The organism is Microbacterium invictum (assembly GCF_014197265.1).
GTDB classification, from domain to species: Bacteria; Actinomycetota; Actinomycetes; order Actinomycetales; family Microbacteriaceae; genus Microbacterium; species Microbacterium invictum.
Genome location: NZ_JACIFH010000001.1, coordinates 1,991,698 through 2,017,231, shown reverse-complemented (window position 1 = coordinate 2,017,231; position 25,534 = coordinate 1,991,698). Strand labels below are relative to the sequence as shown.

The window sequence follows — 25,534 nt, the reverse complement described above, 5'->3', positions numbered from 1 at the left end:
CGTCTCACCATCGACAAAGAGATCTGCGTACGCAACATGGTGTGATCATCCATCACCCTTCGTCGACCGGTGATGGCGCCGCCGGTCCGAAGGTCTTCATCGCGGCCCACTGGGCAAGCTTGATCTGATATTCGACGGTGGCCTGCTGCTGCTCGATCCGTTCGACGGCCTGCGCGACCGTCTCGGCGAACACCTCGCCACCGGCGCCTCCCGGGTGGATGTTGTCGCCCGCGAGCAGATCGGTGCGGTCGTCGATGGCATCGGACCAGTCGGCGACGGCGACACCGGGGTGGGACCGGGCGAACTCGGCCAGGTCGCGGTTGACACCGGGGATCCAATCGCGCGGCGCGAAGGCGTTCACCAGCACGAGCGCGCGGTCGCGGCCGACCGTGTCGTACAGTGACCCGAGCGCGTCCGCGTCGACCGGTCCGTTCGTGCCCAGTGCCACCACCACGTAGTCGCGCAGCTCACCACGGGCATCGAGCCGGTGGGCTATGTCCGCACCGGCATACATGCTGCGCGAGACTTTCGCGTCGACCTGGATGCCGGGCATCCGCTGCAGCAACCCCTCCGCAGACGCGAGCATCACCGAGTCGCCGATCGCCGACACCCGGGCGCCGTCGATCGCGACGGGCTTCGGCGGCAACGGGCGGCCGTCACGCGGCGTACAGTGGCCGCTGCCGGCCGTGATGCGGTCATCGATGCACAGCGGCGGTTCCGGGTGATCGCCGGGCCGGATCGGGGCATCCACGATCATCCGTGAGACCGGCTCTGCCCCTGCCGTCGCATTCAGCGCGTCTTGCCCGGCTTCGACGACAGCCTCGCTCGAGGTGATCTGAGGCGCCGCGGCGACCGCCGCGGTGGTGCCGCCGAGCACGAGCACGACGGCTGCGAGAGCCGTCACCGCGCTGAACCGCCGCGACGGCGTCGAGGCCAGACGCCTGCGCATCCGCATATACACGCCACGGAATCCATAGCGCCGCACGGGCTGTTCGATCAACCGGTAGGACAGTTCCGCGGCCCCGAGCGTGAGCACCAGCGCTGCCGCGCCGACCGGGAGTGGCACCCCGGCATCCGCCGTCGTCCCCGCCAGAGCCGACGTGAGCAGTACGACCAGTGGCCAGTGCCACAGGTATATGCCGTACGAGCGATCACCGATCCAGCGCAGCGGCGCGACGTCGAGCGCGCGCCCGAACCACGACCCGGGGGCGGTCGCGACCAGGATCAGGACGGCCGAGAGAATGGATGCCGCGATCAGCACGCCGGGGAAGGTCCAGGCATCGGGCGACGGCGTCAGGGTGGCGACGAACACCAGTGCGCCGAGCGCCACCACGCCCGCGGCGCCGCCCCAGCCGGGCGACAGGCGTCGCACCGAGAGCCCCTGCAGCGCGAACGCGAGAGCCACGCCGAGCAGCAGGCCGAACGCGTGCGTGTCGGTGCCGTAATACGCGCGGGTCGGGTCGGCGGGTGTCAGGGCGAACACCGCCCATGCAGCCGACGCCGCGCCCAGCGCCACTGCGGCGGCTACGCGCCACCGGCGGCGGAGCAGCAGGAACAGCGGCAGCAGCAACGGCCAGAGCAGGTAGAACTGCTCTTCCACCGCGAGCGACCAGAGATTGCGGAACAGCTCCGGCTGCGAGGCCGCGAAGTATGAGGCGCCGTCCGCGATCGAGACCCAGTTGTACGAGAAGGTCGCCGCGCCCAGCAGCTGGCGGCCGACATCGACGAGCACGTCGCCACCGACGAACCATGCCGCCGTCGCGCAGACGGTGACGACCAGCGCCAGGGCCGGCACGAGGCGTCGGATGCGGCGCTGCCAGAACGACCCGAGGGCGATGGTTCCGGTCGCGGCGCGCTCGCGCAGCAGCAGCGAGGTGATGAGGAATCCCGAGATCACGAAGAACACGTCGACGCCGATGAAGCCGCTGCGCAGAATCCAGCCCGGGAACAGGTGATAGAGGACCACGAGGATCACGGCGACGGCGCGCAGGCCGTCCAGGCCCGTGAAACGGGAGCGTGTGGGAGTGGTCATCAGTACCGTCGAGCGAGGGATCGGGAAGTCCTCTCCAGTGTACGTTCGGACCCTGGGAGCGGCAGGATGGATGCCATGACTGCGGACGTCCTGGTCATCGGTGAGGCGCTGATCGATATCGTCGCGTCGGGCAGCGGCCCGCGCGAGTTCGTCGGCGGGAGCCCTGCGAACGTGGCGGTGGGTCTGGCGCGGCTCGGCGTGCCGACGCGGCTGCTCACGCGCATCGGCCGCGACGCCCGGGGCGCGCGGATCGCCGAGCACGTGGCATCGGCCGGAGTCCGGCTCGACAAGGCGTCGTGGACGGATGCCGCGACTGCGACCGCCCAGGCCCGCATCGCGCCCGATGGGACGGCGACCTACGAGTTCGATGTCGACTGGCAGGTGCAGCGGCCGGTGCTCGACGAGGTCGCACTCGTGCACGCGGGGTCGATCGGGCTGTTCCTCGAGCCGGGTGCCGATGCGGTGCTCGACACGCTCGAGCACGCCGCGCACGGCGGGCAGCTCGTGACCGTCGACCCGAACATCCGGCCCGCGCTGATCGGCGAACGCGGCGCCGCGGTGCGGCGGTTCCGGAGGGCGGTGGCCGCGGCCGACCTCGTGCGGCTGAGCGACGAGGACGCCGCCTGGCTGTACCCCGACCAGCAGCCGGAAGAGGCACTTGCCGACATCGCCGCACGCGGGCCGCGACTGGTGGTGCTCACCCGCGGTGGGCGCAGCACACTGGCGCTCGGCGTCAATGGCATCGTCGAAGCTCCGGTCTGGCCCAGTGACGTGGCCGACACGATCGGTGCTGGCGACGCCTGCATGTCGTCGCTCATCGCGAGCGCGCTCGAGGACCCGCTGCTGTTCACGAGCGAGCCGGCCGCGGAGCGTGCGCTGCGCCGCGCCGCCGTCGCCGCCGGCATCACCGTCTCGCGCGTGGGCGCGAACCCGCCGACCCGCGACGAGGTTGACGCGGCGATGTAACCGGTGCGCCGCGCGTCCGCTCGCGGTTCGGGGGTCGGTCTCGCGGGTTGGGCAGTCGCTTAAGCATGGTGTGGGATGCCGGGACTGTGCCGAGGTGACTGCTGAGCGTCTGTTCGCGGCACCGTGGTCGGTTTCGCGGGTTGGGCAGTCGTTTGCGCATGGTGCGGGATGCCGGGACTGTGCCGAAGTGACTGCTGAGCGTCTGTTCGCGGCCTTGGGGTCGGTCTCGCGGGTTGGGCAGTCGCGTGAGCATTCGGCAGTCGCTTGCGCATGGTGTGGGATGCCGGGACTGTGCCGAGGCGACTGCTGAGCGTCTGTTCGCGGCACCGTGGTCGGTCTTGCGGGTTGGGCAGTCGCTTGCGCATGGTGTGGGATGCCGGGACTGTGCCGAGGTGACTGCTGAGCGTCCGCCCGGGCCCGGCCCGGGGCGCGCCGGCGCTGGGTAGGCTCGTAGGAGCGTGCGCGTGCGGATTCCGCGTCGCGAAGGCTGCCAGCACCGTCGGTGCGGCCGCCGGCTGACCGCGACTGTGCGGTCCACACAGGAGGAACCATGCCAGACCAGACCACGCCCACCGCGACCGAGCAGACCCGACCCGGTGCGCGTGGCGCCCGGCCCGAAGGCACCCGGCCCCGCGGCCGCGGCGTGCAGACGGTGCTCGAGGTTGTCGGCACGGAGCAGCTGAGCCCCCACCTGGTGCGCATCCACCTGGGCGGCGAGGGATTCGACGCGTTCATCGCGGGAGCCGACACCGAGAAGCTCGCGAAGACCGACAAGTACGTGAAGATGCAGTTCGCCAAGCCCGAGCTCGGTCTCGTGCCTCCGTACGATCTCGAGGCCCTCCGCGAGACGCTCGATCCCGACGACATGCCGGTGAGTCGCACCTACACCATCCGGTCGGTGGATGCCGCGGCGCGCAGCCTCGCGATCGACTTCGTCGTGCACGGCGACGAGGGCATCGCGGGTCCGTGGGCGGCGGGCGCCACGGCCGGCGACAAGATCAGTTTCTCGGGACCTGGCGCGCAGTTCGCACCGGCCGAGGGCGACATCGAGCACCTGTTCTTCGGCGACGACTCGGCGATCCCGGCCATCGACGCGGCACTCGAAGCGCTCGCACCCGACGCGCGCGGGCTCGCGATCATCGAGATCGGGTCCGCCGCCGACGAGGTGACGCTCTCGGCACCCGAAGGGGTCGACGTGCGATGGCTGCACCGCAGGGGCCGCGGCCGCGAACGCCGCCGATGGCGCGGGCGCTGCCGCCGCCGCGAACGCCGCCGATGGCGCGGGCGCTGCGGACTCAGCCGCCCCCGCCGCACCCTACGGCCAGCCACTGGTCGACGCGGTCCGCGCCCTTCCGGTGCCGACGGCGCCGGTCGAGATCTTCGCGCACGGTGAGCGCGAAGCGATGAAGCAGCTGCGAGCCACGCTGCAGGGCGAGTGGGGCATCGACCGCCGAGCCATGTCGCTGTCGGCGTATTGGGCCTACGGGCGCACCGAAGATCGCTTCCAGTCCGAGAAGCGCGAACCGGTCGGCCAGATCTTCGAGGACTGAAACGGCCCGCCGATAGGCTGGGTCCGTGCGGATCCGACTCGACATCGCCTACGACGGCACCGGGTTCCGGGGCTGGGCGCGGCAGCCGGGACTGCGCACGGTGCAGGGCACGCTCGAGGGGGCGATCGGTCGCATCCTGGGCGGCGATCCGCGTCTCGTGGTGGCCGGGCGGACGGATGCCGGAGTCCACGCCTCGGGCCAGGTCGCGCACCTCGATCTGACCGAAGCGCAGCAGACCCGGCTGGCCAAGAGCCGCAACCCCGCGCCCGAGGCGCTCGCCGCCCGGTTGAACGGGGTGCTGGGCCAGTATCCCGACGTGGCCGTGCACCGCAGCGCGCAGGCGCCCGAGGGGTTCGACGCCCGCTTCTCGGCCACCTGGCGCCGGTACGCGTACCGCATCGCGGATCGCACCGCCGGCTACGACCCCCTCGTCCGCGCGAGCACGACGTCGGTGAACGCGCATCTCGATGCCGAGGCGATGGACGCCGCGGCCCGGTCCCTGATCGGCCTGCACGACTTCGCCGCGTACTGCAAGCCGCGCGAGGAGGCGACCACGATCCGCACGTTGCTCGAGTTCGGCTGGGTGCGCGACGACACCGGCATCCTGATCGCCAATGTCAAAGCCGATGCGTTCTGCCACAGCATGGTGCGTGCCCTCGTGGGCGCGTGCGTCGCGGTGGGCGAGGACCGGCTCGACGTCGACGACCTGGCCGACATCCGCGACGCGGGGGAGCGCACGAGCGACTTCAAAGTCCTCGCCGCGCGGGGCCTGACGCTGACCGAGGTGGGGTACCCCGCCGACGACCTGCTCGCCTCGCGAGCCGAGCAGACCCGGGCTCGCCGCAACCTCGACGACTGACGCCGAGCGCGCATGTCTCGCGCCGACCGCGTATGTCTCGCGCCGAGCGCGCATCTCCCGCGCCGACCGCGTATGTCCCGCGCCGAGCGCGTATGTCCCGCGCCGACCGCGTTTCTCTCGCGCCGAGCGCGTTTCTCGCGCCGAGCGCGTATGTCTCGCGTCGAGCGCGCATCTCCCGCGCCGAGCGCGTTTCGCGCGCCGACCGCGTATCTCGCGCGCCGAGCGCGGACGTCCGGCAACCGCGCCGACCCTCCCGCGTTACCCGGGCGGCGTAGGGTTGGAGACAGCATGAGGCTCATCTCGTACAACCTGCGCAAGCATCGCGCCGTGCACGAGCTCGAAGATCTGGTCGAGCGACACGGGGCCGATGTCCTGTGCTTGCAGGAGGCCGACACCACCGGCATCCCGGCTCAGATCGGTGGCCTGCAACTGGCGGACTCGACCAGCCGCAACCGGCTGGGGCTGGCGGTGTACTACCGCGCGAACACGTTCACGGCGCTGGATGTCATGTCGATGGCGCTGAAGAAGTCGCTGCACGACCGCGTCTTGAAACCGGCGGAGGAGCGGATGCTCGGCGTCCGACTGCGCGACATCGATCACCAGCGCGAGTTCATCGTGGCGAGCTTCCATGCCGCGCCGCTCACCGCGCTGAACTCGCTGCGCCGCAAGCAGATCGAGGCGGCACTGGCCGAGCTGAGCAGACTGGGCGAAGACCTGCCGATTCTCATGGTGGGGGACTACAACTATCCGGTGTTCAAAGAAAACCTGAGTCAGCGCGTCCGCGACGCCGGGTACGAACTGAACCTGAGCGATTCGCGGACGTACACGCGGTACCGGTTCTTCAAGGGGCACTACGACTTCGCGACGAGCGTCGGGTTCGACATCGACCGCATCACGACGCTGCCGCAGGGCACGAGCGACCATCTGCCGATCCTGGTCCACGCCGAGCCGAGCCCGCGCCTGCGCGGTGAGCTGACCGCCTGAGTCGGCTTCGGTGCCGTGGGGCGCTCACCCGCGGCTGCTCGCGCGGCGCGTGATTCGTGTGACGCCTTGCGAGACTCAGCGCGCGGCTTCGACAGCGGCGACGCGTTCCCATCGGTCGCCACCGCGGGCACCGGCGCGATCAGCGGCGTCCGACGCCGTGGCGATCAGGACGTCGAGGTCGTAGCCCACGGCATCCACCGCCGCCCATCCGACGCTCGCCGACAGTCGCACGGTCAGCGGCGATTCGGGATCGGCGGCAGCGATCTCGCGCAGGACGCGCACGAGTTCCTGGCGGACGGCCCCCTCGGGGCGGGGCAGCAGCACGACGAACTCGATCTGGTCGCGCGCCCAGATGTCGGCCTCCGCCGGCAACGTGCTCCGGACGATCTGGGCGAACTTGGCCGCGATGAGATCGAAGCCATGGGTGCTCGAGGCCTCGCGAAGGGCGGACGGGTCGTCGAGCCGGATCACCAGCAGCGACCACCAGCGATCGTCGGTGGCTTCGGCCCGGCGAAGCCGATCGCCGGCCACCTCGGCGAAGGAGCCGCGTCCCGCGGGGGAGACGCCACGTGGGGCCCGGGCACGCGTGAGCAGCAGGAGGGACACCAGCGCGCACGTCATGTAGAGAAGAGAGCCGATCATGTTCAGCTCGCGAGTGTCGCTCAGCGCAGGCGTCTGCGGCTGCCCTTCGATCAGCCGCACGGCCTCCTGCAGGACGTTGACGACGCTCAGGATTCCGAACGCGGCGGACACGAGCGCGAACGGCAGGATCTCGTCTCGCTGCGGCATCCCCAGGCGCACCAGTTCGAGGACGGTGAGGGTGGTGAAGATCCCGGCGAGCACGAACACGGCGCGCACGGCGGTGACGTAGTGCTCGGTCTCGGCGAACACCGCGAGCGTCAGCGGAGCGACGACGAGGAATGCCACGGCCGCGATCCAGTGCCATGCCGAGGCGCCGCGCCGCACGCGCAGGCCCACCCAGAACAGGGCCACCATCGAGATCATGGTGCCCGAAGACACCGCCCGCAGCACGTCGGAGTCGAGGCTGTCACCGCCGGCCCAGAGGTACACCGATACCATCCCGCCGATGAAACCGACCGACCAGATCCCCGCGACCCGGCTGGGGCGCGGCAGGAATCCGAGGCCGAGGTAGATCGCGGTCACCACGGTCGTCATGGCCACGAAGGCGATCACGAGGCTCGTGTTCATCACGTCGATGTCCTCTCTGCGGCGTTGTTCGCGCCGATGTGTCCGATGGTGGCGCCCGGGTCGCCGACATCCGCGGCGCACGGCAGTCGCACCGTGACGCACGTGCCCCGTCCGAGCTCGCTCACCACGTCGAGGCTGCCGCCGTGCGCGGTGACGATGTCGTGCACGACCGACATGCCTATGCCGCTGCCTGAGATTCCGCTCGCCCGCGCGGTGGCGCTGCGAAAGCCGGTCTCGAAGATGCGGTCGCGGTCGTTCGGCGACATGCCGATGCCGGTGTCGGTGACGACGATGACACCCTCGTGGGCCTGGGCGCGCACCGAAACCTCGACGGTGCCGCCGCGGGCCGTGTATTTGAGGGCGTTGCCGACCACGTTGTCGATCGCCTGACGCAGCCGGAACGCGTCTCCGCCGACATCGGCGGTGCCGTCGAGCGAACACGACAGGTCGACCCGGGCGGCTTCGGCGGTGGGTTGGAATGCGACGACGGATGCCGTGACGAGGTGCCCGAGGTCGACGTGGGCCTCCTCGGCGACGGCCTGACCGTAGGGCTCGAGGGCAGAGGTGATGAGGCGCTGCATGCGTTGACCGGCGCTGTCGATCTGGGCGATCTGCTCTCGGACGCCGGCGGGCAGATCGTCGCGTTCGAGCAGCAGGTCGCTGTGGCCGACGATGGCGGTGAGAGGGTTGCGCAGCTCGTGCGTCACGACGCTGCTGACCGTTTGGCGCTGCTCGTCGGCGCGGACGGCGTCGGTGACGTCCTGCGCGAGGATGAGGTTGCTCGGCTGCTCATCGGACCCGGGCACCGGCCGGCTCGAGGCGTCGAGGGCGCGCCACCGTCCCTGCGCGTCGAACAGCCAGACCCGGTGGTCGTAGAAGCGCTCGCCGCGGCGGGCGCGGGCGATGAGGGTGCTGTCGGGGTCGACGGGCTCACCGCGGTAGCCGCGATACTCGACGGCGCCGGTGGGAGTGAAGGTGTCGATGTCGGCCGCGGCGTAAAGGTGGAGGAAGGCGGCGTTCGCATCGAGCAGCACGCCGTCGCGGTCGATGCGGGCGATCGCCGTCTCGAGCGTGTTCGACAGCACCGCGATGCGCTGCGCATCGTGCTCGGCGCGTCGACGGGTGCGGTCGAGCTGCGCGAACTGCCGCCGCAGCAGGTGGCTGTAGGCGCGGGTGCGCTGCGCGCCCACCATGATCGTCACGCCCAAGAACCCGAGGGACATCAGCATGACGACCGTCCGCTGCGCGAAGGCAGGTGAGAGTCCCGAGAAGGTCGCGTCGATCAGCAGGATGACGGCGATCAGGGAGAGGGCGGCGATGAGCCACGGGAACCGATAATAGGTGGCCAGCCAGGCGATCGGAAAGACCCACAGCAGCGCGAGGCTGGTGTCGCCGCCGACCGACAGCTGTCCGATGGCGACGATGTCGAGCAGCGGCACCACCGTGATCACCGCCGGTGCCGCCAGATGCCAGGGAACCAGCAGCGACAGTGCGGTGATGGCGGCGATGCCGATCGCCCCCGAGAGGAAGCGCGCGTTGCTGAACAGCTGGGGCGACAGCAACGGGACCATTGCGATGATGGCCACCGTGCTCGCCGCGACGATCAGCTGCCAGCGCCACACCGACCGGGTGCGCAGGTCACCCCAGTGTCCGCCGATCGGAGCCGCCATGCTGTCAGGATTCCGCGGGCGCGGCCGCACGATAGCCCGCACCCCGGACGGTCTCGATGAACCGTGGCGCGCTCGCAGAATCGCCGAGTTTGCGTCGCAGGTTGGCGATGTGGGTCTCGATCGACCGTTCATCCGAGTCGCTCACCCACGCCGCCTGCGTGGGGTCATCGTTCAGCGAGCGCACCAGGTCGGCCTTGCTGCGCACTTCGGGCGCGGCCTCGAGGATGGTGGCGAGCAGGTCGAACTCGGTGCGAGTGAGCGCGACGGTCGCGCCGTCGACGGTCGTGCTGTGCGTGGCGCGCACGAGGTGGAGACCGTTCCAGCCGATTCCGCGCACCGACGGCGGGGTGCTCTTGTGAGTGGATGCCGGGGGACTCGGCTGACCGGATGCCGGGTCGGCAGCGCCGGCGGCGGGGGCGCTCGTCGGGCGCTCGGTGCCGTCGGCGCCCTGTCGGCGCCGTTGGGCGGCAAGCACCCGGGCACGCAGTTCGCGCGGCCGGAACGGCTTGACGATGACGTCGTCGGCGCCGACACTGAACCCGAGCACGGCATCGGCCTCGTCCGTGAGCGCGGTGATCAGCATGATGTAGGTGTCGCTGTGCGCGCGGATCCTCCGTGCGGCCTCGAAGCCGTCGATGCCGGGCATGTTCACGTCGAGCGTCGTGATCACCGGGCGGTGCGCGACCACGGCATCCACCCCGTCGAGACCGTTGTCGACGGCGATCGTGGTGAATCCCGCCGCTTCGAGGATCGTCACCAGCAATGCACGGACGTGCGGGTCGTCGTCGATGACGACCGCGGTCTGGTGGGGGGCAGATTCAGTCATGGCAGTATCGTCTTGATTCTGTCAGACCCTCCCGACGGCGCTGCGCTGCGACCCCCACGCGCGGGTATCATCCGCGCAGGAGTTGTGCACCTGGCCGACCACCCGTCAGCGCAGCTCGAGCTCGCCGGCCAGTGCCTCCAGGGTCGGCAGCGGGTCCATCGTCGCCGGCAGCATCTGCACGCAGACGTGGTCGGCTCCCGCGTCGAGGTGACCCCTCACCGCCGCCGCCAGCTCGGCCGGCGTGCCGCTCGGGGCCAGGGCATCGACCGCAGTGTCGGTCGCGCCGTCGTCGAGATCGGCCGCGGTGAACCCGTGCGACTCGAGCGTGCGGCGGTAGTTCGACAGCGAGAGATAGCGCGACAGGAATTTCCGCGCCGTCGCGTGCGCCGAGACCGCGTCGATGTCGGGAACGAGACGCTGCTCGGGTGCCACCAGCACGCCCGGACCGACGATCTCGCGGGCGAACCGCGTGTGGGCCGGCGTGGTCATGTAGGGGTGGGTTCCCGCCGCGCGCTCGGCCGCCAGCTTCAGCGTGCGTGGCCCGAGCGCCGAGATCACGCGCCGCTCGGCGGGCACGCCGTCGGTGTCGAGCACATCGAGGTACGACTCGAGCGCCGCGTACGGCTTCTGGTACCGGTCGCCGAGCGACTCGCGGTGCCCGATGCCGATCCCGAGCACGAATCGGCCGGGGTACGTCTTCTCGAGGCGGTGGAAGGATGCCGCGACCTCGGCCGCCGGCGCCGTCCAGATGTTCACGATGCCCGAGGCGATGGTCACGCGCTCGGTCGCATCGAGCAGCTGCTCCGCGATCGCGAGATCGGCAGCGGGGGAGCCGCCGATCCAGATGGTCCCGTACCCGAGCCTCTCGACCTCGGCCGCCATCTCGGGCGTCAGCAGGGTGCCGCCGCGCCAGAATCCGACGCGACCGAACTCGGGGGTGAAAGAGGACATGGGGCTCCGATCGACGACGGCACGGCTTCCTTCACCGTATCGGCCGGGTGTCGCGCCGGGGCCGGTGCGCATATTCCCGGCGATATCCGGGTGACGATGGATGCCGGGACCGATAGCGTGGAGGGACAGGCACATCCCAGCGAAGGGGCGCACCATGTCGAACTCGATCGTCGTCGGAATCAGCGGAGCGCCGGTCACCGAGCGCGTCGTGGACTGGGCCATCGCCCGGGCCGCCCAACGCCATCAGAAGATCGACCTGGTCGCGGTCGTCGGGGGAGCGATCGGCGCCGTCGGTGAGGCGGACGTCATGCTCTCGGCCATCGACGCCACCGGGCAGCTGCTCGAGCGCGAGGCCGCTCGAATCTCTGCGAAGGGCATCGAGGTGGTCACCCACGTCGAGACCGGCAACCCGGTGTCCAAGCTCGTCGACGCGTCTGAGGGGGCGGCGCTGCTTGTCATCGGCAGTGACTACCGCGGGCCTGGAGAGGGCCCGGCGCGCGGGGCCCACGGCATCCGGATCGCGGCAGCCGCGCACTGCCCGGTGGTCGTCGTGCCCGACATCGATCTGGGCGCCGAGCGTTCGGGCGTGGTAGTCGGCATCGACGGGTCGGAGGTCTCTGAGCCCGCGCTGAAGTTCGCCGCCGCCGAGGCCGACCGGCTGGGCGAGCCGCTGATCGCCGTGTCGGTGTGGACGCCGCTGGTCGCCCCGCGCAACGATTTGGCCGTGTACCCCGAGCTGTACATGACGAATATGCAGCAGGCGACCGAAGAGATCCTGGCGCTCGCCGTGGCCGGCATCGCCAGCGACTACCCGGATCTGAAGGTGATCCGCAAGGTCGAGCAGGGCTACCCGTCGCACGTGATCAATGAGCTCGCCGCCGACGCCAAGATGACCGTGGTCGGCACGCGCGGCCGCGGCGCGTTCGCCCGGCTGCTGCTGGGATCGATCAGCCACGAGGTGCTCGGGCGGCTGGCCGCGGTCACCGCCGTCGTCCGCTGACGCAGGTTCCGGAGGCCGGCGCGCTGAGCCCCCGGATGCCGGCGCGCTGAGCCCGGATGCCGGCGCGCTGAGCCTGCGGCATCCACTCGTCCGCATACGGGTACGCAAGTTCGCAGAATCGCGCCAACTTCGCACCGAACCCCCTGGATCGGTGCGAACTTCGCGCGAGACTGCGGACTTGAGGGCGGGCGCCTCGGTCTCTGCCGGCCGTGCGTCCCCGCCGCCCCGGCTCAGCCGGTCGCGTAGCGCGCGGCCTGCGCGACGACGGTCTCGCTGACCGCGCCCGGTCCGCCGAGCACCACGATCTTCGCGGGCTTGAGCCGTGCGAGCTCCGAGGCCACCGAGCCGGGCAGCGAAGAGTCCGCGGTCAGCAGCACCGGCCCGCCTACGACCCCGGCCGCAGCGGCGCCCGACAGCGCATCGGGGAAGGTCGAGCCGTTGGCGATGTACGCGACGCGGACTCCGGCGCCGAAGGTCGCCTTCGAGACGGCTGCGGCGGTCGCGTAGCGGTCGGCGCCGGCGAGGCGCGACGCCCCGCCGGTGGTGAAGGCGCGCGCGGCGGAGACCACGCTGTCGGTCACCGCTCCGGGACCCCCGAGAACCACGATCTTCTGGGGCTTCAGCCGGCGCAGCTCATCGGCCACCGAAGCGGGAATGCCGGTCTTGGTGCTCAGCAGCACCGGCCCGCCGATGTGCCCGGCGGCAGCCGCACCCGCGAGCGCATCGGGGAACGTCTGCCCGTTCGACAGGTACGCCACCGGCACACCAGGATCGAATGTGGCCGCCGAGATAGCCGCCGAGGTCTCGTACCGGTCATCGCCCGCGGCGCGGTTCACCTGCCCGCTCGTGTAGGCAGCCGCGGCCCGCATCACCGTGTTCGACACGGCACCCGGGCCGCCCAGGACGACGATCCGCTTCGGCTTCAGCCGCGACAGCTCGGTCTTGGCTGACGCCGACAGCCCGGTCGGCGAGGTGAGCAGCACCGGCCCCCCGACGACGCCGGCCGACGACGCGCCCGACAGTGCGTCGGGGAAGGTGGCACCGCTCGCCAGGTACGCGACCGGCACGTTCGTCTTGAACGTGGTGTTCGAGATCGCGGCCGCGGTCGAGTACCGATCGGCGCCGGCGACGCGTGACACGTTGGGGTTCGCGGGCGCCTTCTTGTACGCACCGAACACCTGCGTGTAATACGGATAGCCGTTCGACGCGCAGCCCACGCCGATGCCGATGTGCGTGTACGACCCGAGGATGTTCGCGCGGTGGCCGGCACTGTTGAGCCATCCGGTCGTCACCTTCGTGGGCGCGTAGCCCATGGCCACGTTCTCGGCGGCACCGCTCCAACCGCTCGGAATCTGCTTCGAGTAACTCGGATTGTGGCTCATCTTGTTCGCCGAGGCCTGCTTGGCGGACCAGTTCACCGCGACGGTGTTCATCTGACTGTTGAGCGTGAGCGCCGCCTTGCCCGCCTTGCTGCGCGCGGCGTTCGTCTCGGTCAGAATGCGAGTCTGCACCTGCTCGAGCGTCATCGAGGTGCACTGTGAAAGGGGGGCAGCGGATGCCGGGGTGGCGGCGATCTGCACTGATGCACTGACCAGGGCGATCGTCGCCGCGACGACGCCGAGGCGTCGCAGGGCACGACGAGACATAGGGGCACTCCGGGGGGTGAGTGGACGGGGGTTCTCCCTGAGTACCACACCGACCCGAATTTGGTCGAGGGCGTGAGAGGGTTCTCACCCGGTCAGGCACGGCCGAAACATCGACGGAGTCGCGTAGGCGAGGCCGTTTTCACTCGCGGTCCTCGACACGCAGCGCCGCCGAGCCCGCTGTCAACCCCCGGGTCGGCGCGGTGGCGCGTACCTATACTCGCGGCATCCCTTCACCGACGATCTCGGAGGACACCATGAGCGACCGCGACCGCACTCCCGACGACGACGCCCTCGACAACGCATCGGATGCCGAGCGAGACCAGGCCACCCGAGAGCCGGGCGGCCTCGGCGAGGACGGCACGATTCCGCCCGACCCCGACGGCGTCGCTGCCGGCTACACGGGCGAGAAGTCGACGTTCGAGCCCGAAGAGGACCAGCAGGCACCGCAGTGACCCGGGCCACATCGATTCGTCGCCGTGCCAGGGCTGTGGATGCCGGTGCCCGCGATCCGCGAGGTCTGACGCTGCGCGCTGCGGGGCTGGGGCTCGCCGGCGGGATGCGTGCGATGGCACCGGCGGCGATGCTCGCCCTCTCGCATGCCGACGCGCCGCCGAGCGCGTTGTGGGCGCGATGGCCGGTGCTGCGCAGCGCGTGGGGACGGCGAATCCTCGTGCTGGTCGGAGCCGGTGAGCTGGTCGCCGACAAGCTGCCCGGCACACCGTCGCGGCTGGAGCCGCCCGCCCTCATCGGCCGTGTGGTCATCGTGACGTTCGGGGCCGCGGCGATCGGCTCGGAGTATGGCGGCAAGGGGCGCACGGTGTGGGCGGCCGTCGTCGGCGCAGCGGCCGCGCTGGCGGGAAACGTGCTGTTCGCGCGCGCCCGCGCTCAGGGTGTCGCCCAGACGAGACTCCCCGACACGGCCGTGGCGGCGATCGAGGATGCCGCGTGCGTCGGCATCCTCACCGCCGTCGCGCGCACTCGCCCGCCCGGGTAGACCGCCGACGCCGGTCACGGCAGCCGCGACACCAGCGGAGCTCAGCCCATCACGCGCTTCACGAGTGCGGCGACGTCCTTGTCGAGAGAATCCATCCGGACATTCATTGCGTCGAAGCGGCTGTTCATCTCGCCGCGGAGTCCGTCGATGCGGCCGTTCATCTCGCCACTGAGTCCGTCGATGCGGCCGTTCATCTCGCCACTGAGTCCGTCGATGCGGCCGGTCATCTCAAGACGAAGGCTGTCGATAGACCGGTTGATGAGGATCGTCATGATCGACATGCCGCCGAGCATGATCGTCGTGAAGAGGCCGATCAGCACCCAGCTCTGCGGTTCGGTCATGATGTCCACGCCTCCATTGTCGTCCCGGTTGCCGTGATTCTGCCAGTGGGGCGGGCGGCTCGCGGCTCGCGCCGGACAACCTGTGGACAAGCGGCGCGACGCCGGTGTTGGGGAGGACACGCTGGGGCAGGACCGGCTGCCGCGCTCCTCGGCGGAGGCCGCACCCCGACAGGTATGGGTTGAGCGCAGCCAGCCGCGCTACTCAGGCCAGGTAGCCGGCCAGCGAGTCCGCGAACGCTCGGGGCGAGAATCCTGTCGCCTCCAGCTTTCCGAGCGCCAGGTCGCTGTTGCGGGGCCGCGGGGCCACCGGTCCCGTCGCCGACGCGAAGTACTCGTCGGTGGAGACGCCGGTCACCCGTGCCGGGTCGTGACCGGTCAGCGAGAACACTCGCCGCGCGATCGCAGCCCACGACTCGGGTTCGCCGCCACCGGTCAGGTTGTACGTGCCGTGCCGCGCATCCGAGTCGAGAAGGTGATGGATGCCGCGTGCGAGCTCATCGGTGAAGGTGAGCCGCCCGATCTGATCGTCGACCACCTTCGGGTCGATGCCGCGCTCGGCCAGCGACGCCATCGTCCGCACGAAGTTGTGCCCTTCGCCGATGACCCACGAGGTGCGCACGATGTAGTGACGGGGCACGGTGGCCACGATCGCGTCGCCCGCGGCCTTCGTCTGCCCGTAGACGCCGAGGGGGCACACGGGCGCGTCCTCGGTGTACGGCCGGTCGGCGGAGCCGTCGAACACGTAGTCGCTCGAGACGTGGACGAGCGTGATGCCGTTCTCGGTGGCGATGCGCGCGAGCGCCGCCACCGCAGTGACGTTGGCGGCCCAGGCATCCGTTCGGCCGGCCGCGGTCTCAGCAGTGTCGACCGCGGTGTACGCGGCGGCGTTGATGATGGTGCCGTAGTCGCGCCAGCGGCGCGCGGATGCCAGATCGGCGCCGGTCAGGTCGAGATCGGCACGCGTGGCGAACTCGATCGACGACACGCCGGCGTACTCGGCGCGCAAGGCCTTGCCGAGTTGTCCGCCGGCGCCGACGACGAGGGTCTTCCGGGGCGGCACGGGAGTCACGTCGGCCAGTCGCGGATGAGCGAGGTCCTTCGCCGAGATCTCGACCTGGTCGAGCGGAATCGGCCAGTCGATGGCGGCGGTCTCATCGGCGAGATTCAGGAACGAGTACGACGCGTCGGGCGACCAGTGGTCGTTGACGAGGTAGGTGTACGCAGTGTCGGGCGCGAGCGTCTGGTAGGAGTTGCCCACCCCGCGGGGCACGAAGATCGCCCGCGACGGGTCGATCTCGGCAGTGAAGACGGCACCGAACGTGGGGCCCTCGCGCAGGTCGACCCACGCGCCGAAGATGCGGCCGGTGGCGACCGACACCCACTTGTCCCACGGCTCGGCGTGGATGCCACGAGTGGTGCCGACGGCGTCGTTGAACGAGATGTTGTTCTGCACCGGCCCGAAGTCGGGCAGGCCCAGCGCGGTCATCTTCTCGCGCTGCCAGTTCTCCTTGAACCAGCCGCGGCTGTCGCCGTGCACCGGCAGGTCCCAGATGACGAGCCCCGGGATGCCGGTGTCGGCCGCCCCGAGCGGTTTCGAGAACTCCACGGTCACTGCCCCTTCGACGCGTAGAACGCCTCGACGCCGTCCTTGGCCGGTGCCCACCAGTCCTCGTGCGCGCGGTACCAGTCGATGGTGGCTGCCATGCCCGCCTCGAAATCGCGGTACTTCGGCTGCCAGCCGAGTTCGTCGCGCAGCTTGGTCCAGTCGATCGCGTAGCGCAGATCGTGGCCGGCGCGGTCGGTGACGTGGTCGTAGGCACCGGCATCCTGCCCCATCAGGGTGAGGATCAGCTCGACGACGTCCTTGTTGTTCTTCTCGCCGTCGGCGCCGATGAGGTAGGTCTCGCCGATGACCCCGGCATCCAGAATCCGCAGCACGGCGGAGGAGTGGTCGTCGGCGTGGATCCAGTCACGCACGTTCTCGCCGGCCCCGTACAGCTTGGGACGGATGCCGCGGATCACGTTCGTGATCTGCCGGGGGATGAACTTCTCGATGTGCTGGTACGGGCCGTAGTTGTTCGAGCAGTTCGAGATCGTGGCGCGCACCCCGAACGAGCGCACCCACGCGCGCACGAGCAGGTCGGAGCCGGCCTTGGTCGACGAGTACGGCGACGACGGGTTGTACGGGGTCTGCTCGGTGAACCGGGCCGGATCGTCGAGTTCGAGGTCGCCGTAGACCTCGTCGGTGGAGATGTGGTGCAGCCGGGTGTCGTGCCGGCGGGCGGCTTCGAGCAGCGTGTACGTGCCGATGATGTTCGTGTCGAGGAACGGCCGCGGATTGTCGAGCGAGTTGTCGTTGTGCGATTCTGCGGCGTAGTGGACCACGGCATCCACTGTCGGGAACAGCTCGTCGACGAGCTCGGCGTCGGCGATGTCGCCCTTCACGAACGTGAACCGGTTCTCGGGAAGCCCGTCGAGCGAGGCGAGGTTGCCGGCGTAGGTGAGCTTGTCGAGCACCGTCACCTCATGGTCGGTGTTCTCGAGCACGTGGTGCACGAAGTTCGAGCCGATGAACCCGGCCCCGCCTGTCACGAGCAGTCTGGTCATGTTCTCTTCCCCGGGTTCGGATGCCGGTTATCCATCCTGGCAGACAGTGGCGCCGGCGGCCTCGGCGTGCGCGGTATCAGCGTGCTCCGCGCCGACCTCTTTTCGATATGGACACCAACACGAAGGGTGGGGCACCCGCGCCCCTCACCGATCGCAAGCTGAGCGCGGGAATGGACATCCGCCGTCACGAGCCGCCCGCCGCGGAGGCCATGGTGGCCCGTTTCGACATCACCACCGACACCGATGCGACCCCCGAAGTCACTCTCGATCGGGCGGCCGACGGTCGCTGGCGCTTCTCGGTGTCGGTCGCCCGGGGCCAGACCGGCTCGATCGAGCGTGCGGCACCCGAACTGGTGAAGCTCGACCGCCGCACCCTGGTCAGGGAGGCCGCGCGCATGGATGAGCGCGAGCTCGCGCCGTCGATTCCGGTCGGTCTGGACGACGTCACGATCCGTCCGCGCCTGGCGCGCGGCAAGCTGCGCAGGGGCGAGCTGAGCGGCGAGCGCAAGGTGCGCCCGACCACGGTCTTCGCTCCCGATGGTCGGTCGACGTACTACGACACGAGCTATCCGTGGCGGTGTCTGGTGCGGATGACCCGGCCGTCGGGGTGGAGTGGCAGCGGCGTGCTCATCGGCCCCCGGCATGTGCTCACGGCGAGTCACTGCGTCGACTGGACGCCGGGGTGGCTGCGGGTCGACGTGCTCTACACGAACGGCTCCTCGCTGGCGAGCGCGCACGGCACGTGGGCGTACTACACGCGGCAGGTCACCGCGGCCAACTACAGCAGCACCAACATGGATGATGACTATGCGGTGATCGTGCTCGATCAGCGCCTCGGTGATCGCTACGGGTGGTTCGGCGCCCGCACCTACAGCGATTCGTGGGATGGCGAAGTGCTCTCGTGGCGCAATCTCGGGTACCCGCAGGACTTCAGCCGGACCGGCGATCTCGCCACCTATCAGCGCGACTTCGCCCTCGACGAAACCGACTACGACTCCGACAGCGGCCGGGTGCTCGAAAGCAGCACGTTCGACAACTGGCCGGGGCAGTCGGGCGGCCCGGTCTTCGGGTTCTGGGACCACGGCCCCTATGTCGTGGGGGTTGTGTCGGGAGAGAGCAGTTCCGACAACTTCGTCGCCGGCGGCAGCCCGCTCACCGGCCTCGTGCGGCGAGCCCGCACCGAGCATCCCTGAATGGCGGCGGGTCATCCTGCCGCCGGCAGGGACAACTTCGTCGCCGCGGCAGCCCGCTCACCGGCCTCGTGCGGCGAGCCCGCACCGAGCATCCCTGAGTGGCGGCTGGTCATCCTGCACCGGCAGACGGACACGGATGCCGGTGGTCACGCGCTCGGGGACCGTTGCCGCGGTGCCGATGGGTACGGTCGACTTGTCGGCCACGTCGGTCACGTCGCCAGGAGGCGACTCAGCGGCCGCGGCCGAGCACGTCGAGCAGGTACGCGCCGTATCCGGACTTGACGAGCTTCTCTGCGCGTGCGCGCAGCGCGTCGTCGTCGAGGAATCCCTGTCGCCACGCGACTTCTTCGGGCACGCCGATCGACATGCCGGTGCGGCGCTGCATGGTGCGCACGTACTCGGCGGCGTCGGTCATCTGGTCGAACGTGCCGGTGTCGAGCCAGGCGGTGCCGCGGGGGAGGACTTCCACCGCGAGCGTGCCGCGCTCGAGGTAGGCGCGGTTGACGTCGGTGATCTCGTACTCGCCGCGGGCGCTCGGCGCCAGGGTGCGTGCGATCTCGACGACGTCGTTGTCGTAGAAGTACAGGCCGGGCACGGCGAAGTTGCTCTTGGGGGCGGCGGGCTTCTCTTCGAGCGAGATTGCGCGGCGCTCGTCGTCGAACTCGACGACGCCGTAGGCCTGGGGCTCGGCGACCCAATACGCGAAGATCGCTCCGCCGTCGACGTCGGCGTACCGCTTGAGCTGGTTGCCCAGGCCAGGCCCGTAGAGCAGGTTGTCGCCGAGGACGAGGGCGACCTTGTCGTCACCGATGAAGTCGGCGCCGATCGTGAACGCCTGCGCGAGCCCGTCGGGTGACGGCTGCTGGGCGAAGGTCAGCGAGATGCCGAACTGGGATCCGTCGCCGAGCAGCCTCTCGAAGAAGGGCGCGTCGTGCGGGGTGGTGATGATGAGAATATCGCGGATGCCGGCGAGCATGAGCGTCGACAGCGGGTAATAGACCATCGGCTTGTCGTACACGGGGATCAGCTGCTTCGAGACCCCGAGCGTGATCGGGTGCAGCCGCGTGCCCGAACCCCCAGCAAGAATGATCCCCTTCACGACACCCATCCTGGCATGCCGACCGCCGTCATGCCGCCGTGCGCCAGCCGGTTCGCGGTGGCGGGTCGAACAGCCACCGCAGCGGCGACTTCGATCTCAGTGGGATCGGTGGGCCGGCGGTTCCCGGCGGGCGGTGCAGAAGGAACTCGCCCTTGCCGACGCGGGTGATCTTCCATCCGGCGTTGTGCAGGAGGAGATGGTGGTATCGGCAGAGCAGGATTCCACGATCGACGTCGGTCTTGCCGTGGTGTTCGTGCCAGTGATCGATGTGGTGGACCTCGGAGTAGGCGATTGGCCGCTCGCAGCCCGGCCACATGCAGCCACCGTCTCGTGCCGCGATCGCCAGCCGCTGCCGGGCGGAGAACAGCCGCTCTTTGCGGCCCAGGTCGAGCGGATTGCCGCACGCATCGACGATGACCTCGACGCTTCCGGTGGTGCACAGCGCCCGATCGAGTGCGGAGCCGGGCAGCGACACACGCCCGTCCTCGGTGTGGGCCACCGCGAGGAGCCGCCCGAAGGCATCACGTGGGCCGACGGCGTCTTTGATCGTCACCAGGCGCACACCGGCCTGCCGTGCGCCGAACACGTCCTTCGCTTCGGCGAGGGCACCGGCGCGGAACACGTCCGTGATGAGGTCGTACGCCATCTGATCGTTGGTGCGCGGGTCGTCGAGGAGGTCGCGCGCCGCCGCCGCTTCGTCTTCGCTGACGAAGCGCGGGCCGCCCCGGCGTGGGCGCATCGCGGAGTCGAGCACCGACTGCCAGAAGTCGGCATCCTCGTCGTCGAAGACGAGATGGCCGTGACGCAGGCCATCGGCGTCGACCCTCATCCGGAACGACCGCTTGGCGTGACGTTCCTGCCAGCGCAGCTCGGCGCCGACCGGATCGATGAGGTCGCGTGCCGCACGCGCGGCCGCGGCGAGGTCTTCGACCGTCGAATCGGCGGACTCGGCCACCAGTCGCCGCGCCGCGACGCGCCACACTTCGATGATCTCGGCCTCATCACGGCCATCGACGGCCGGTGGCTCGCCCAGGCCGCGGCGGATCACGTCGTGCTGCGCCTGCGTGATCGCGCCGTTGAGCAGCGCGTCACGCAGTGGGCGATGCCAGGGCTCGCGAGCGGGCGGCGCTGCGGCACCGGCATCCACATCGAGCTCGTCATCGGAACCTGCACCTTGTTCGGCGTCGAGCAGTGACGAACCCACGCGCACGACGCGCACGGCTTCGCTCTTCGGCACGCCGGTGATCTCTCTCACCATCTGCTCGGGTGTGCGGTACCCGCCGGTCTGGGCGAGGCCCTTGTGGCCGGCCGCCCGACTCGAACGCTGGGCGATGACCCCGGCCAGCGCCAGTTCGAGCTTCTGCAGATTGCGCGAATGGTTCGCGACCGTGTCGAAGGCGGCCCGTACGGCGTTGTCGCTGAGTTCGCAGACGCTGGGCAGAAGCGCCGTCGTCTCGACGTCGAGCTCGGCGAACTCCGACAGGCGGTCAATGCCGCTTCGAAGGTCGTCGATGAAGGTCATGTCTTCATGATCGCATATAGCAACGAGAGTGTCAAGTACAACCGCAGCGAAAAGTAGAACAAAAAAGCGATATTGGAGAAGTGGGTTCGACGCTGCGCACGGCGAGTAGACCGATCCGGATGCCGTGATTGTGCCACGCCGGCGCACCGCGCTGAGCGGAGATGGACGAAATGGGGGAGAACGTCCGACCACGGCATCTTGGGGAGGAAGCGATGCCGCGATCCGACGTCCGCAGTCGCGTCGTGTGGAGGGAATGGATGCCGCGATCCGACCGACACGCTTCCCGCGACGCCGGCTACCCGCTCCCCGAGACGGCGACGGCGGTGCCGTCCGGCGCGATGAGCGTGACGGTGACGGTGACCGGTGATGCGAGCGGCACTCCGATCTCGATCGCCCCGCCCTTGAGACCGACGCCGAGCCCTACGTCCCGGCCCACGCCGATCCCGATCCCACTCCCGATCCCCACGCCCGCGAGCCCCCGCCCGGCGCGCCGGAACGACACCGTGTTGACGACGACCGGCGCGCGCGGCATCGCCGGGATGTCGCTCAACGCGATCTCGGCGACGAGCGGCCGGATCACGAGCGGCCCCACGCCCGGCACCGGCAGTCCCCGCCCGCCGGTCGGCAGCACCTTGCGGCGCACGGCGCTCACTCGCAGCCGGTACGGCTCGGCGGCTGCAGCGTCGGTGCGCACGGTGACCGCGACGCCCTTCAGCGCGACCGGCACGATGCCCAGCAGCTCGAGCGTCGAGGGCGCAGGCGGCGGCGGGGTGTACCCCGCGATCTCCACGGTGCCGGTGCTCGACCGGCCCCGCGGGTCGGTGAGCGTCAGCTCGGCCGTCACCGGCGCGGCGGCGTCGCCGCGGACGAACCACAGCGCCAGCGGCGTGCGGCCGGTGACCCGCGGCCCGCGGCGCCACACCGGCGGCGACCCGGCGGTCAGCCCCGCCGGCGGCGCCGACAGGTCGGCCTCGACCACCTCGGCCAGTGCGACCGGAGCCACGACGACCGCGCCCGCTCCCAGCACCACGACGCTCGCCTGCAGCACGTGGTCACCCGCCGCAATCGCAGCCACCGGCGCAGTCGTCCCGGTCTGCACGACGATCCCGGTGTGGGCGGCGTCCGCCACCCCGACGAGGTCATCGAGCACCGGCGGCCCCGACGGCACGGCGACGACCGACACGACATCCGAGGGCTCCGACTCGCGCCCGCGCCGGCCGTGCTCGGTGTCGGCGTCGATGGGCACGGCGCTCGCGCGCACGAGCCACGGCGTCCACGCGGGCGGCAGCGTCCCGCTCCAGGTGGCCTCGTAGATCGGCAGTCCGGTGACGGTATCGACCGCCTGCCCTCCGCCTGCTGCCGGCCGCGGTGCGGCGAGCGGTGCGGCGAACGGCGGCCCCATCGTGTCGGCCCGCAGCGCCGCGCGCTCCGACCGGGTGCGCAGCAGCCGGAAGCTGTGCACGGGCAGCGCACTGGCCGCCTCCAGACGCAGCACCGTCTCGACGCCGTCGGCGCCGGGCGAGGGCCGCACGAGCGGCGGCTCGGGGCGCACGACGTGCGGGGCGATGACCGCGCGCAGGTGCTTGTGCGCCGGCACTCCGGCCCCGGCGGCCGGCCACGGCGACTCCACCGCGGTGGACGACACGATGGTCACGACGAAGAAGTGGATGTCGGTCGACCCGCGTGGCAGCGTGACGTCGAAGGTGCGCGCCGCGGCATCCACCTCGGCGATCCGCCGGAACACGCCCCGCTGTCGCTCGGCCGACAGTCCGTCGTAGGCGGCCCGGGCGGCCACGAGGCGCTCGGAGGGGGTCGCTCCCTCGGCCTGCGGCGGCAGTCCCGCGGTCTGCCGCAGCGCCGTCTCGGCCAGTTCCCACACGATCGCGGTGCGCGCGTCGGCGCTGGCGGCGAGACTCCACGTCACGGCGGCGTGCGACGATCCGGCCGCGTCGGGCAGGCTCGCCAGCGGCACCCCGGGCGGCTGCGCGGGCGGCAGCGGCAGCGTCGGCACCGGGCTCGCGGCGGCGGTGTCGGTGCGCTCGCCGAAGCCCGTCGGCGACACCCCCACGGCCAGGTGCCGGCGCGCCCACAGGGCCGCTCCCCACCGCCGCACGACCGCGAAGTCGAGCGTCGGCACGTCGCCGGTCAGCCGGTAGCGCCGCACGCCGTCCGGGCGCGGCCCGCCCCCGAGCGGAGCGGTGCCCTCGGCGTTGAGCTCGACGACCGTGCAGCCGACCCCGGTGGGCGCGCCGTCGGCCGCGAACGTCACGGCGAGATCGCGTGCGAAGCAGCCCGTCGACACGGCACCGGTAGGAGACAAGGAGAGAGGGGATGCCGGTGCCGGCACGGCCGGATGGAACACGGCCCGCACGTCGATGCGGGTGGTGCGCCGCTCGGCCCACTCGACGGCGACATCGACCGCCAGGGTGCTCGGCGCGGCGGTCGATCCGGCGTAGCGGGTGTCGAGGGTGGCCGCCACGATCGCCGGCAGGTCGGGCTGCGGCTCGTCTCCGCTGTAGGCGGCGTCGCGCCACGGCGACCACACGCCGAACACGTCGGCGACGGCGAGGCCGTACTGCGCATTGCGGCCGCCCGACCCGAGCGCGATCTCGACGGGCGCGTGCATGAGCGAGGCGCGGTCGTGCCCGGGCTGACCCTGCGGCGCGTCGGGCGAGATCGCGACCGTGCGCCACCCCTGCGGATCGCGCCGCTCGATGATCGCCTCGGCCGCGGCACTGCCCGCGGCCGCGACGATCGCGGCCTGCTGCGTCGGGGTGCCGAGCATGGCCGACGATGCCGCCCGCTGGTACGACAGTCGGATGCTCTCGCCCCACGCCTGGTCGATGCCGCGCGGCTCGACCAGCCCGGCACGCGTCGCGCTCAGCTGCCCGGGCGCGGCGACCTGGCTGAGCCGCGCGCCGCGCGGAGCATAGGCGGCGAACTCGGCGCCGCCGATGCCGGGCGGCAGCGGCTGGCCTTCGACCACCACCTCGTCGGGCCCGAGCGTGTGCGCGTAGATCGCGGTGACCATGAGCTCGTCACCGCCGATCGCCGGATGCCGGTCGTCGAAGCGTTCGGCGGCGTACGCGGTGCCGAATCCGGTCGCCAGGTTCAGGAACGGATCGATCTGCGCGGTCAGCGCGAGCACCGCCCACGGGCGCAGGTCGGCCTGCGCGTCGAGCGACGACGTGCGGGCGGCGCCGTCGACGTGCGGCGAGCGCGCTGCCTGCCACGCCTCGCGCTGCATCTGGGCGAACTCGGGCAGCCCGGCGTCGTAGAGCGCCGCGACGGCCGGCAGGGTGAAGTGCTGGATCTCCTTCACCAGCGCGGCGGGATCGGGTTCGTCCCACCTGGGCGCATCGAGCCCGCCGGGCGTGCGGGCGTCCCAGCCGAGCGGCGGGGCACCGCGCTCGATGCGGTTCAGCGCCGCCTCGACCGGCGGCAGCGGCGCGTCGACGAAGCCCTGGTCGCCGGCGTCGTAGTCGGTTCCGGGCCAGGGCTGGTCGATGGGCAGCCCGACGAGTTCGAGCGGCTTCCAGTCGTCGGCGTTGACGATCTCGTCGAGCGTGGCGATGCTCACCTCGGCCGAGTGCCCGTTGACGAGCACCGCCCACGTCGCCCCGCTCGTGCGCACCGACAACGTCACCGCCGCCGGCGTCGCGGCCACCGCGGTCGCGCCGACGGCGCCGGTGAGCCCGTCGTGCCCGACGCGGTAGAGGAACAGACCCACCGGTCTGCCCGGATCGGCGGCCTTGCAGCTGACCACGACGTGACCGGCGGCGACACCGCCCCAGTCGAGCCGCGTTCCCGCCGGGTCGCTGCGGACCGTCGCGGCCACGCGCTGCGGGCGGCCGCCGCCGACCGGACGGTGCCAGACCGTGAACGGGCCGTGCGGCACGCCCAGCGTCGCCGCACACGCCCAGATCAGGCGCACGTCGGTCGTCCGCCGCTTGAGGCGCTTCCAGTCGAGGTCCTGGCCGAGGCCCGCCTCGCGGGCGCGGGCGACGGCGGTCCAGTCGATCTCGACGGCTTCGGCCCGCAGGCGGAAGGGGTCGGCGATGCGTCCCATCAGTGCTCCACCTCCC

The 25,534-nt window shown here is 70.9% G+C and carries 21 protein-coding genes; 9 read left to right on the top strand and 12 right to left on the bottom strand.

The window, feature by feature from the left end; translation table 11 throughout:
• Window positions 1–52 precede the first annotated feature (52 nt).
• The gene (locus BKA10_RS09460) at window positions 53–2,032 is read right to left on the bottom strand and encodes an acyltransferase family protein (protein ID WP_183499664.1); all 1,980 of its coding nucleotides are present in this window, start codon (window positions 2,030–2,032) and stop codon (window positions 53–55) included.
• Between the two features lie 75 nt (window positions 2,033–2,107).
• Between BKA10_RS09460 and BKA10_RS09455 the strand changes: the two genes are divergently transcribed.
• The 5 genes from BKA10_RS09455 to BKA10_RS09435 all read left to right on the top strand — a co-directional run bounded on the left by BKA10_RS09455 (window position 2,108) and on the right by BKA10_RS09435 (window position 6,391).
• The gene (locus BKA10_RS09455; protein WP_183499663.1) at window positions 2,108–2,998 is read left to right on the top strand and encodes a PfkB family carbohydrate kinase; all 891 of its coding nucleotides are present in this window, start codon (window positions 2,108–2,110) and stop codon (window positions 2,996–2,998) included.
• Between the two features lie 550 nt (window positions 2,999–3,548).
• Window positions 3,549–4,391: a siderophore-interacting protein gene (locus BKA10_RS09450; protein WP_183499662.1), complete on the top strand. Its 843-nt coding sequence runs from the start codon at window positions 3,549–3,551 to the stop codon at window positions 4,389–4,391.
• The gene (locus tag BKA10_RS16915) at window positions 4,354–4,548 is read left to right on the top strand and encodes an SIP domain-containing protein (RefSeq protein ID WP_366932110.1); all 195 of its coding nucleotides are present in this window, start codon (window positions 4,354–4,356) and stop codon (window positions 4,546–4,548) included. The genes BKA10_RS09450 and BKA10_RS16915 overlap by 38 nt, the downstream gene beginning before the upstream one ends.
• Window positions 4,549–4,573: 25 nt before the next feature.
• Entirely contained in the window at window positions 4,574–5,407 is an 834-nt protein-coding gene (gene truA / locus BKA10_RS09440; RefSeq protein WP_183499661.1) for a tRNA pseudouridine(38-40) synthase TruA, read from the top strand.
• 288 nt (window positions 5,408–5,695) lie between these two features.
• The gene (locus BKA10_RS09435; RefSeq protein WP_183499660.1) at window positions 5,696–6,391 is read left to right on the top strand and encodes an endonuclease/exonuclease/phosphatase family protein; all 696 of its coding nucleotides are present in this window, start codon (window positions 5,696–5,698) and stop codon (window positions 6,389–6,391) included.
• A 75-nt stretch (window positions 6,392–6,466) separates the two neighbouring features.
• Here BKA10_RS09435 and BKA10_RS09430 read toward each other — a convergent pair whose 3' ends face one another.
• The 4 genes from BKA10_RS09430 to BKA10_RS09415 all read right to left on the bottom strand — a co-directional run bounded on the left by BKA10_RS09430 (window position 6,467) and on the right by BKA10_RS09415 (window position 11,047).
• A complete protein-coding gene (locus BKA10_RS09430) occupies window positions 6,467–7,603 on the bottom strand; it encodes a GGDEF domain-containing protein (RefSeq protein ID WP_183499659.1) in 1,137 nt (378 codons plus the stop codon).
• Complete coding sequence (locus tag BKA10_RS09425; protein WP_183499658.1) at window positions 7,600–9,270, bottom strand: sensor histidine kinase; 1,671 nt, start codon at window positions 9,268–9,270, stop codon at window positions 7,600–7,602. Before BKA10_RS09425 ends, BKA10_RS09430 begins: the two co-directional genes overlap by 4 nt.
• A 4-nt stretch (window positions 9,271–9,274) precedes the next feature.
• Window positions 9,275–10,096, bottom strand: coding sequence for a response regulator transcription factor (locus tag BKA10_RS09420; protein ID WP_183499657.1), 822 nt, complete (start codon window positions 10,094–10,096; stop codon window positions 9,275–9,277).
• 105 nt (window positions 10,097–10,201) lie between these two features.
• Window positions 10,202–11,047 carry an LLM class F420-dependent oxidoreductase gene (locus BKA10_RS09415; RefSeq protein ID WP_183499656.1) on the bottom strand — a complete coding sequence of 282 codons (846 nt, stop codon included), beginning with the start codon at window positions 11,045–11,047 and terminating at the stop codon, window positions 10,202–10,204.
• A gap of 154 nt (window positions 11,048–11,201) precedes the next feature.
• Here BKA10_RS09415 and BKA10_RS09410 point away from each other — a divergent pair, with 154 nt between their 5' ends.
• Window positions 11,202–12,047, top strand: a complete 846-nt coding sequence (locus BKA10_RS09410; protein WP_183499655.1) for a universal stress protein — start codon at window positions 11,202–11,204, stop codon at window positions 12,045–12,047.
• Between the two features lie 230 nt (window positions 12,048–12,277).
• Here the strand turns inward: BKA10_RS09410 and BKA10_RS09405 are convergent, their stop codons facing one another.
• Window positions 12,278–13,693, bottom strand: coding sequence for a cell wall-binding repeat-containing protein (locus BKA10_RS09405; protein ID WP_183499654.1), 1,416 nt, complete (start codon window positions 13,691–13,693; stop codon window positions 12,278–12,280).
• 254 nt (window positions 13,694–13,947) lie between these two features.
• On the opposite strand from BKA10_RS09405, the gene BKA10_RS09400 reads away from it, so the two are divergent.
• Together BKA10_RS09400 and BKA10_RS09395 are read left to right on the top strand one after the other, a co-directional pair.
• Entirely contained in the window at window positions 13,948–14,145 is a 198-nt protein-coding gene (locus BKA10_RS09400; RefSeq protein ID WP_183499653.1) for a hypothetical protein, read from the top strand.
• Window positions 14,142–14,687 (top strand): DUF4126 family protein, encoded by a 546-nt coding sequence (locus tag BKA10_RS09395; RefSeq protein WP_183499652.1) that lies wholly within the window; start codon window positions 14,142–14,144, stop codon window positions 14,685–14,687. Before BKA10_RS09400 ends, BKA10_RS09395 begins: the two co-directional genes overlap by 4 nt.
• Window positions 14,688–14,728: 41 nt before the next feature.
• On the opposite strand, the gene BKA10_RS09390 is transcribed toward BKA10_RS09395, so the two are convergent.
• The 3 genes from BKA10_RS09390 to rfbB form a co-directional block, all read right to left on the bottom strand.
• Window positions 14,729–15,028 (bottom strand): hypothetical protein, encoded by a 300-nt coding sequence (locus BKA10_RS09390; protein ID WP_206686975.1) that lies wholly within the window; start codon window positions 15,026–15,028, stop codon window positions 14,729–14,731.
• Window positions 15,029–15,230: 202 nt separating this feature from the next.
• Window positions 15,231–16,640 carry a sugar nucleotide-binding protein gene (locus tag BKA10_RS09385; protein WP_183499650.1) on the bottom strand — a complete coding sequence of 470 codons (1,410 nt, stop codon included), beginning with the start codon at window positions 16,638–16,640 and terminating at the stop codon, window positions 15,231–15,233.
• Complete coding sequence (gene rfbB / locus BKA10_RS09380; protein WP_183499649.1) at window positions 16,637–17,635, bottom strand: dTDP-glucose 4,6-dehydratase; 999 nt, start codon at window positions 17,633–17,635, stop codon at window positions 16,637–16,639. The genes BKA10_RS09385 and rfbB overlap by 4 nt, the downstream gene beginning before the upstream one ends.
• Before the next feature lie 107 nt (window positions 17,636–17,742).
• Between rfbB and BKA10_RS09375 the strand changes: the two genes are divergently transcribed.
• Window positions 17,743–18,828 (top strand): trypsin-like serine peptidase, encoded by a 1,086-nt coding sequence (locus BKA10_RS09375; protein WP_183499648.1) that lies wholly within the window; start codon window positions 17,743–17,745, stop codon window positions 18,826–18,828.
• Between the two features lie 229 nt (window positions 18,829–19,057).
• On the opposite strand, the gene rfbA is transcribed toward BKA10_RS09375, so the two are convergent.
• The 3 genes from rfbA to BKA10_RS09360 form a co-directional block, all read right to left on the bottom strand.
• Window positions 19,058–19,927 carry a glucose-1-phosphate thymidylyltransferase RfbA gene (rfbA, locus tag BKA10_RS09370; protein ID WP_183499647.1) on the bottom strand — a complete coding sequence of 290 codons (870 nt, stop codon included), beginning with the start codon at window positions 19,925–19,927 and terminating at the stop codon, window positions 19,058–19,060.
• A 28-nt stretch (window positions 19,928–19,955) separates the two neighbouring features.
• Window positions 19,956–21,449, bottom strand: coding sequence for a DUF222 domain-containing protein (locus BKA10_RS09365; protein ID WP_183499646.1), 1,494 nt, complete (start codon window positions 21,447–21,449; stop codon window positions 19,956–19,958).
• Window positions 21,450–21,744: 295 nt separating this feature from the next.
• A complete protein-coding gene (locus BKA10_RS09360) occupies window positions 21,745–25,518 on the bottom strand; it encodes a hypothetical protein (protein WP_183499645.1) in 3,774 nt (1,257 codons plus the stop codon).
• Window positions 25,519–25,534 lie beyond the last annotated feature (16 nt).

What these genes read in the sequence shown, in the direction of transcription:
- BKA10_RS09460 (WP_183499664.1), bottom strand. Translation starts at nt 2,032, where the DNA reads ATGACCACTCCCACACGCTCCCGTTTCACGGGCCTGGACGGCCTGCGC.
- BKA10_RS09455 (WP_183499663.1), top strand. Translation starts at nt 2,108, where the DNA reads ATGACTGCGGACGTCCTGGTCATCGGTGAGGCGCTGATCGATATCGTC.
- BKA10_RS09450 (WP_183499662.1), top strand. Translation starts at nt 3,549, where the DNA reads ATGCCAGACCAGACCACGCCCACCGCGACCGAGCAGACCCGACCCGGT.
- BKA10_RS09435 (WP_183499660.1), top strand. Translation starts at nt 5,696, where the DNA reads ATGAGGCTCATCTCGTACAACCTGCGCAAGCATCGCGCCGTGCACGAG.
- BKA10_RS09425 (WP_183499658.1), bottom strand. Translation starts at nt 9,270, where the DNA reads ATGGCGGCTCCGATCGGCGGACACTGGGGTGACCTGCGCACCCGGTCG.
- BKA10_RS09420 (WP_183499657.1), bottom strand. Translation starts at nt 10,096, where the DNA reads ATGACTGAATCTGCCCCCCACCAGACCGCGGTCGTCATCGACGACGAC.
- BKA10_RS09415 (WP_183499656.1), bottom strand. Translation starts at nt 11,047, where the DNA reads ATGTCCTCTTTCACCCCCGAGTTCGGTCGCGTCGGATTCTGGCGCGGC.
- BKA10_RS09410 (WP_183499655.1), top strand. Translation starts at nt 11,202, where the DNA reads ATGTCGAACTCGATCGTCGTCGGAATCAGCGGAGCGCCGGTCACCGAG.
- BKA10_RS09405 (WP_183499654.1), bottom strand. Translation starts at nt 13,693, where the DNA reads ATGTCTCGTCGTGCCCTGCGACGCCTCGGCGTCGTCGCGGCGACGATC.
- BKA10_RS09400 (WP_183499653.1), top strand. Translation starts at nt 13,948, where the DNA reads ATGAGCGACCGCGACCGCACTCCCGACGACGACGCCCTCGACAACGCA.
- BKA10_RS09390 (WP_206686975.1), bottom strand. Translation starts at nt 15,028, where the DNA reads ATGACCGAACCGCAGAGCTGGGTGCTGATCGGCCTCTTCACGACGATC.
- rfbB (WP_183499649.1), bottom strand. Translation starts at nt 17,635, where the DNA reads ATGACCAGACTGCTCGTGACAGGCGGGGCCGGGTTCATCGGCTCGAAC.
- BKA10_RS09375 (WP_183499648.1), top strand. Translation starts at nt 17,743, where the DNA reads ATGGACACCAACACGAAGGGTGGGGCACCCGCGCCCCTCACCGATCGC.
- BKA10_RS09365 (WP_183499646.1), bottom strand. Translation starts at nt 21,449, where the DNA reads ATGACCTTCATCGACGACCTTCGAAGCGGCATTGACCGCCTGTCGGAG.
- BKA10_RS09360 (WP_183499645.1), bottom strand. Translation starts at nt 25,518, where the DNA reads ATGGGACGCATCGCCGACCCCTTCCGCCTGCGGGCCGAAGCCGTCGAG.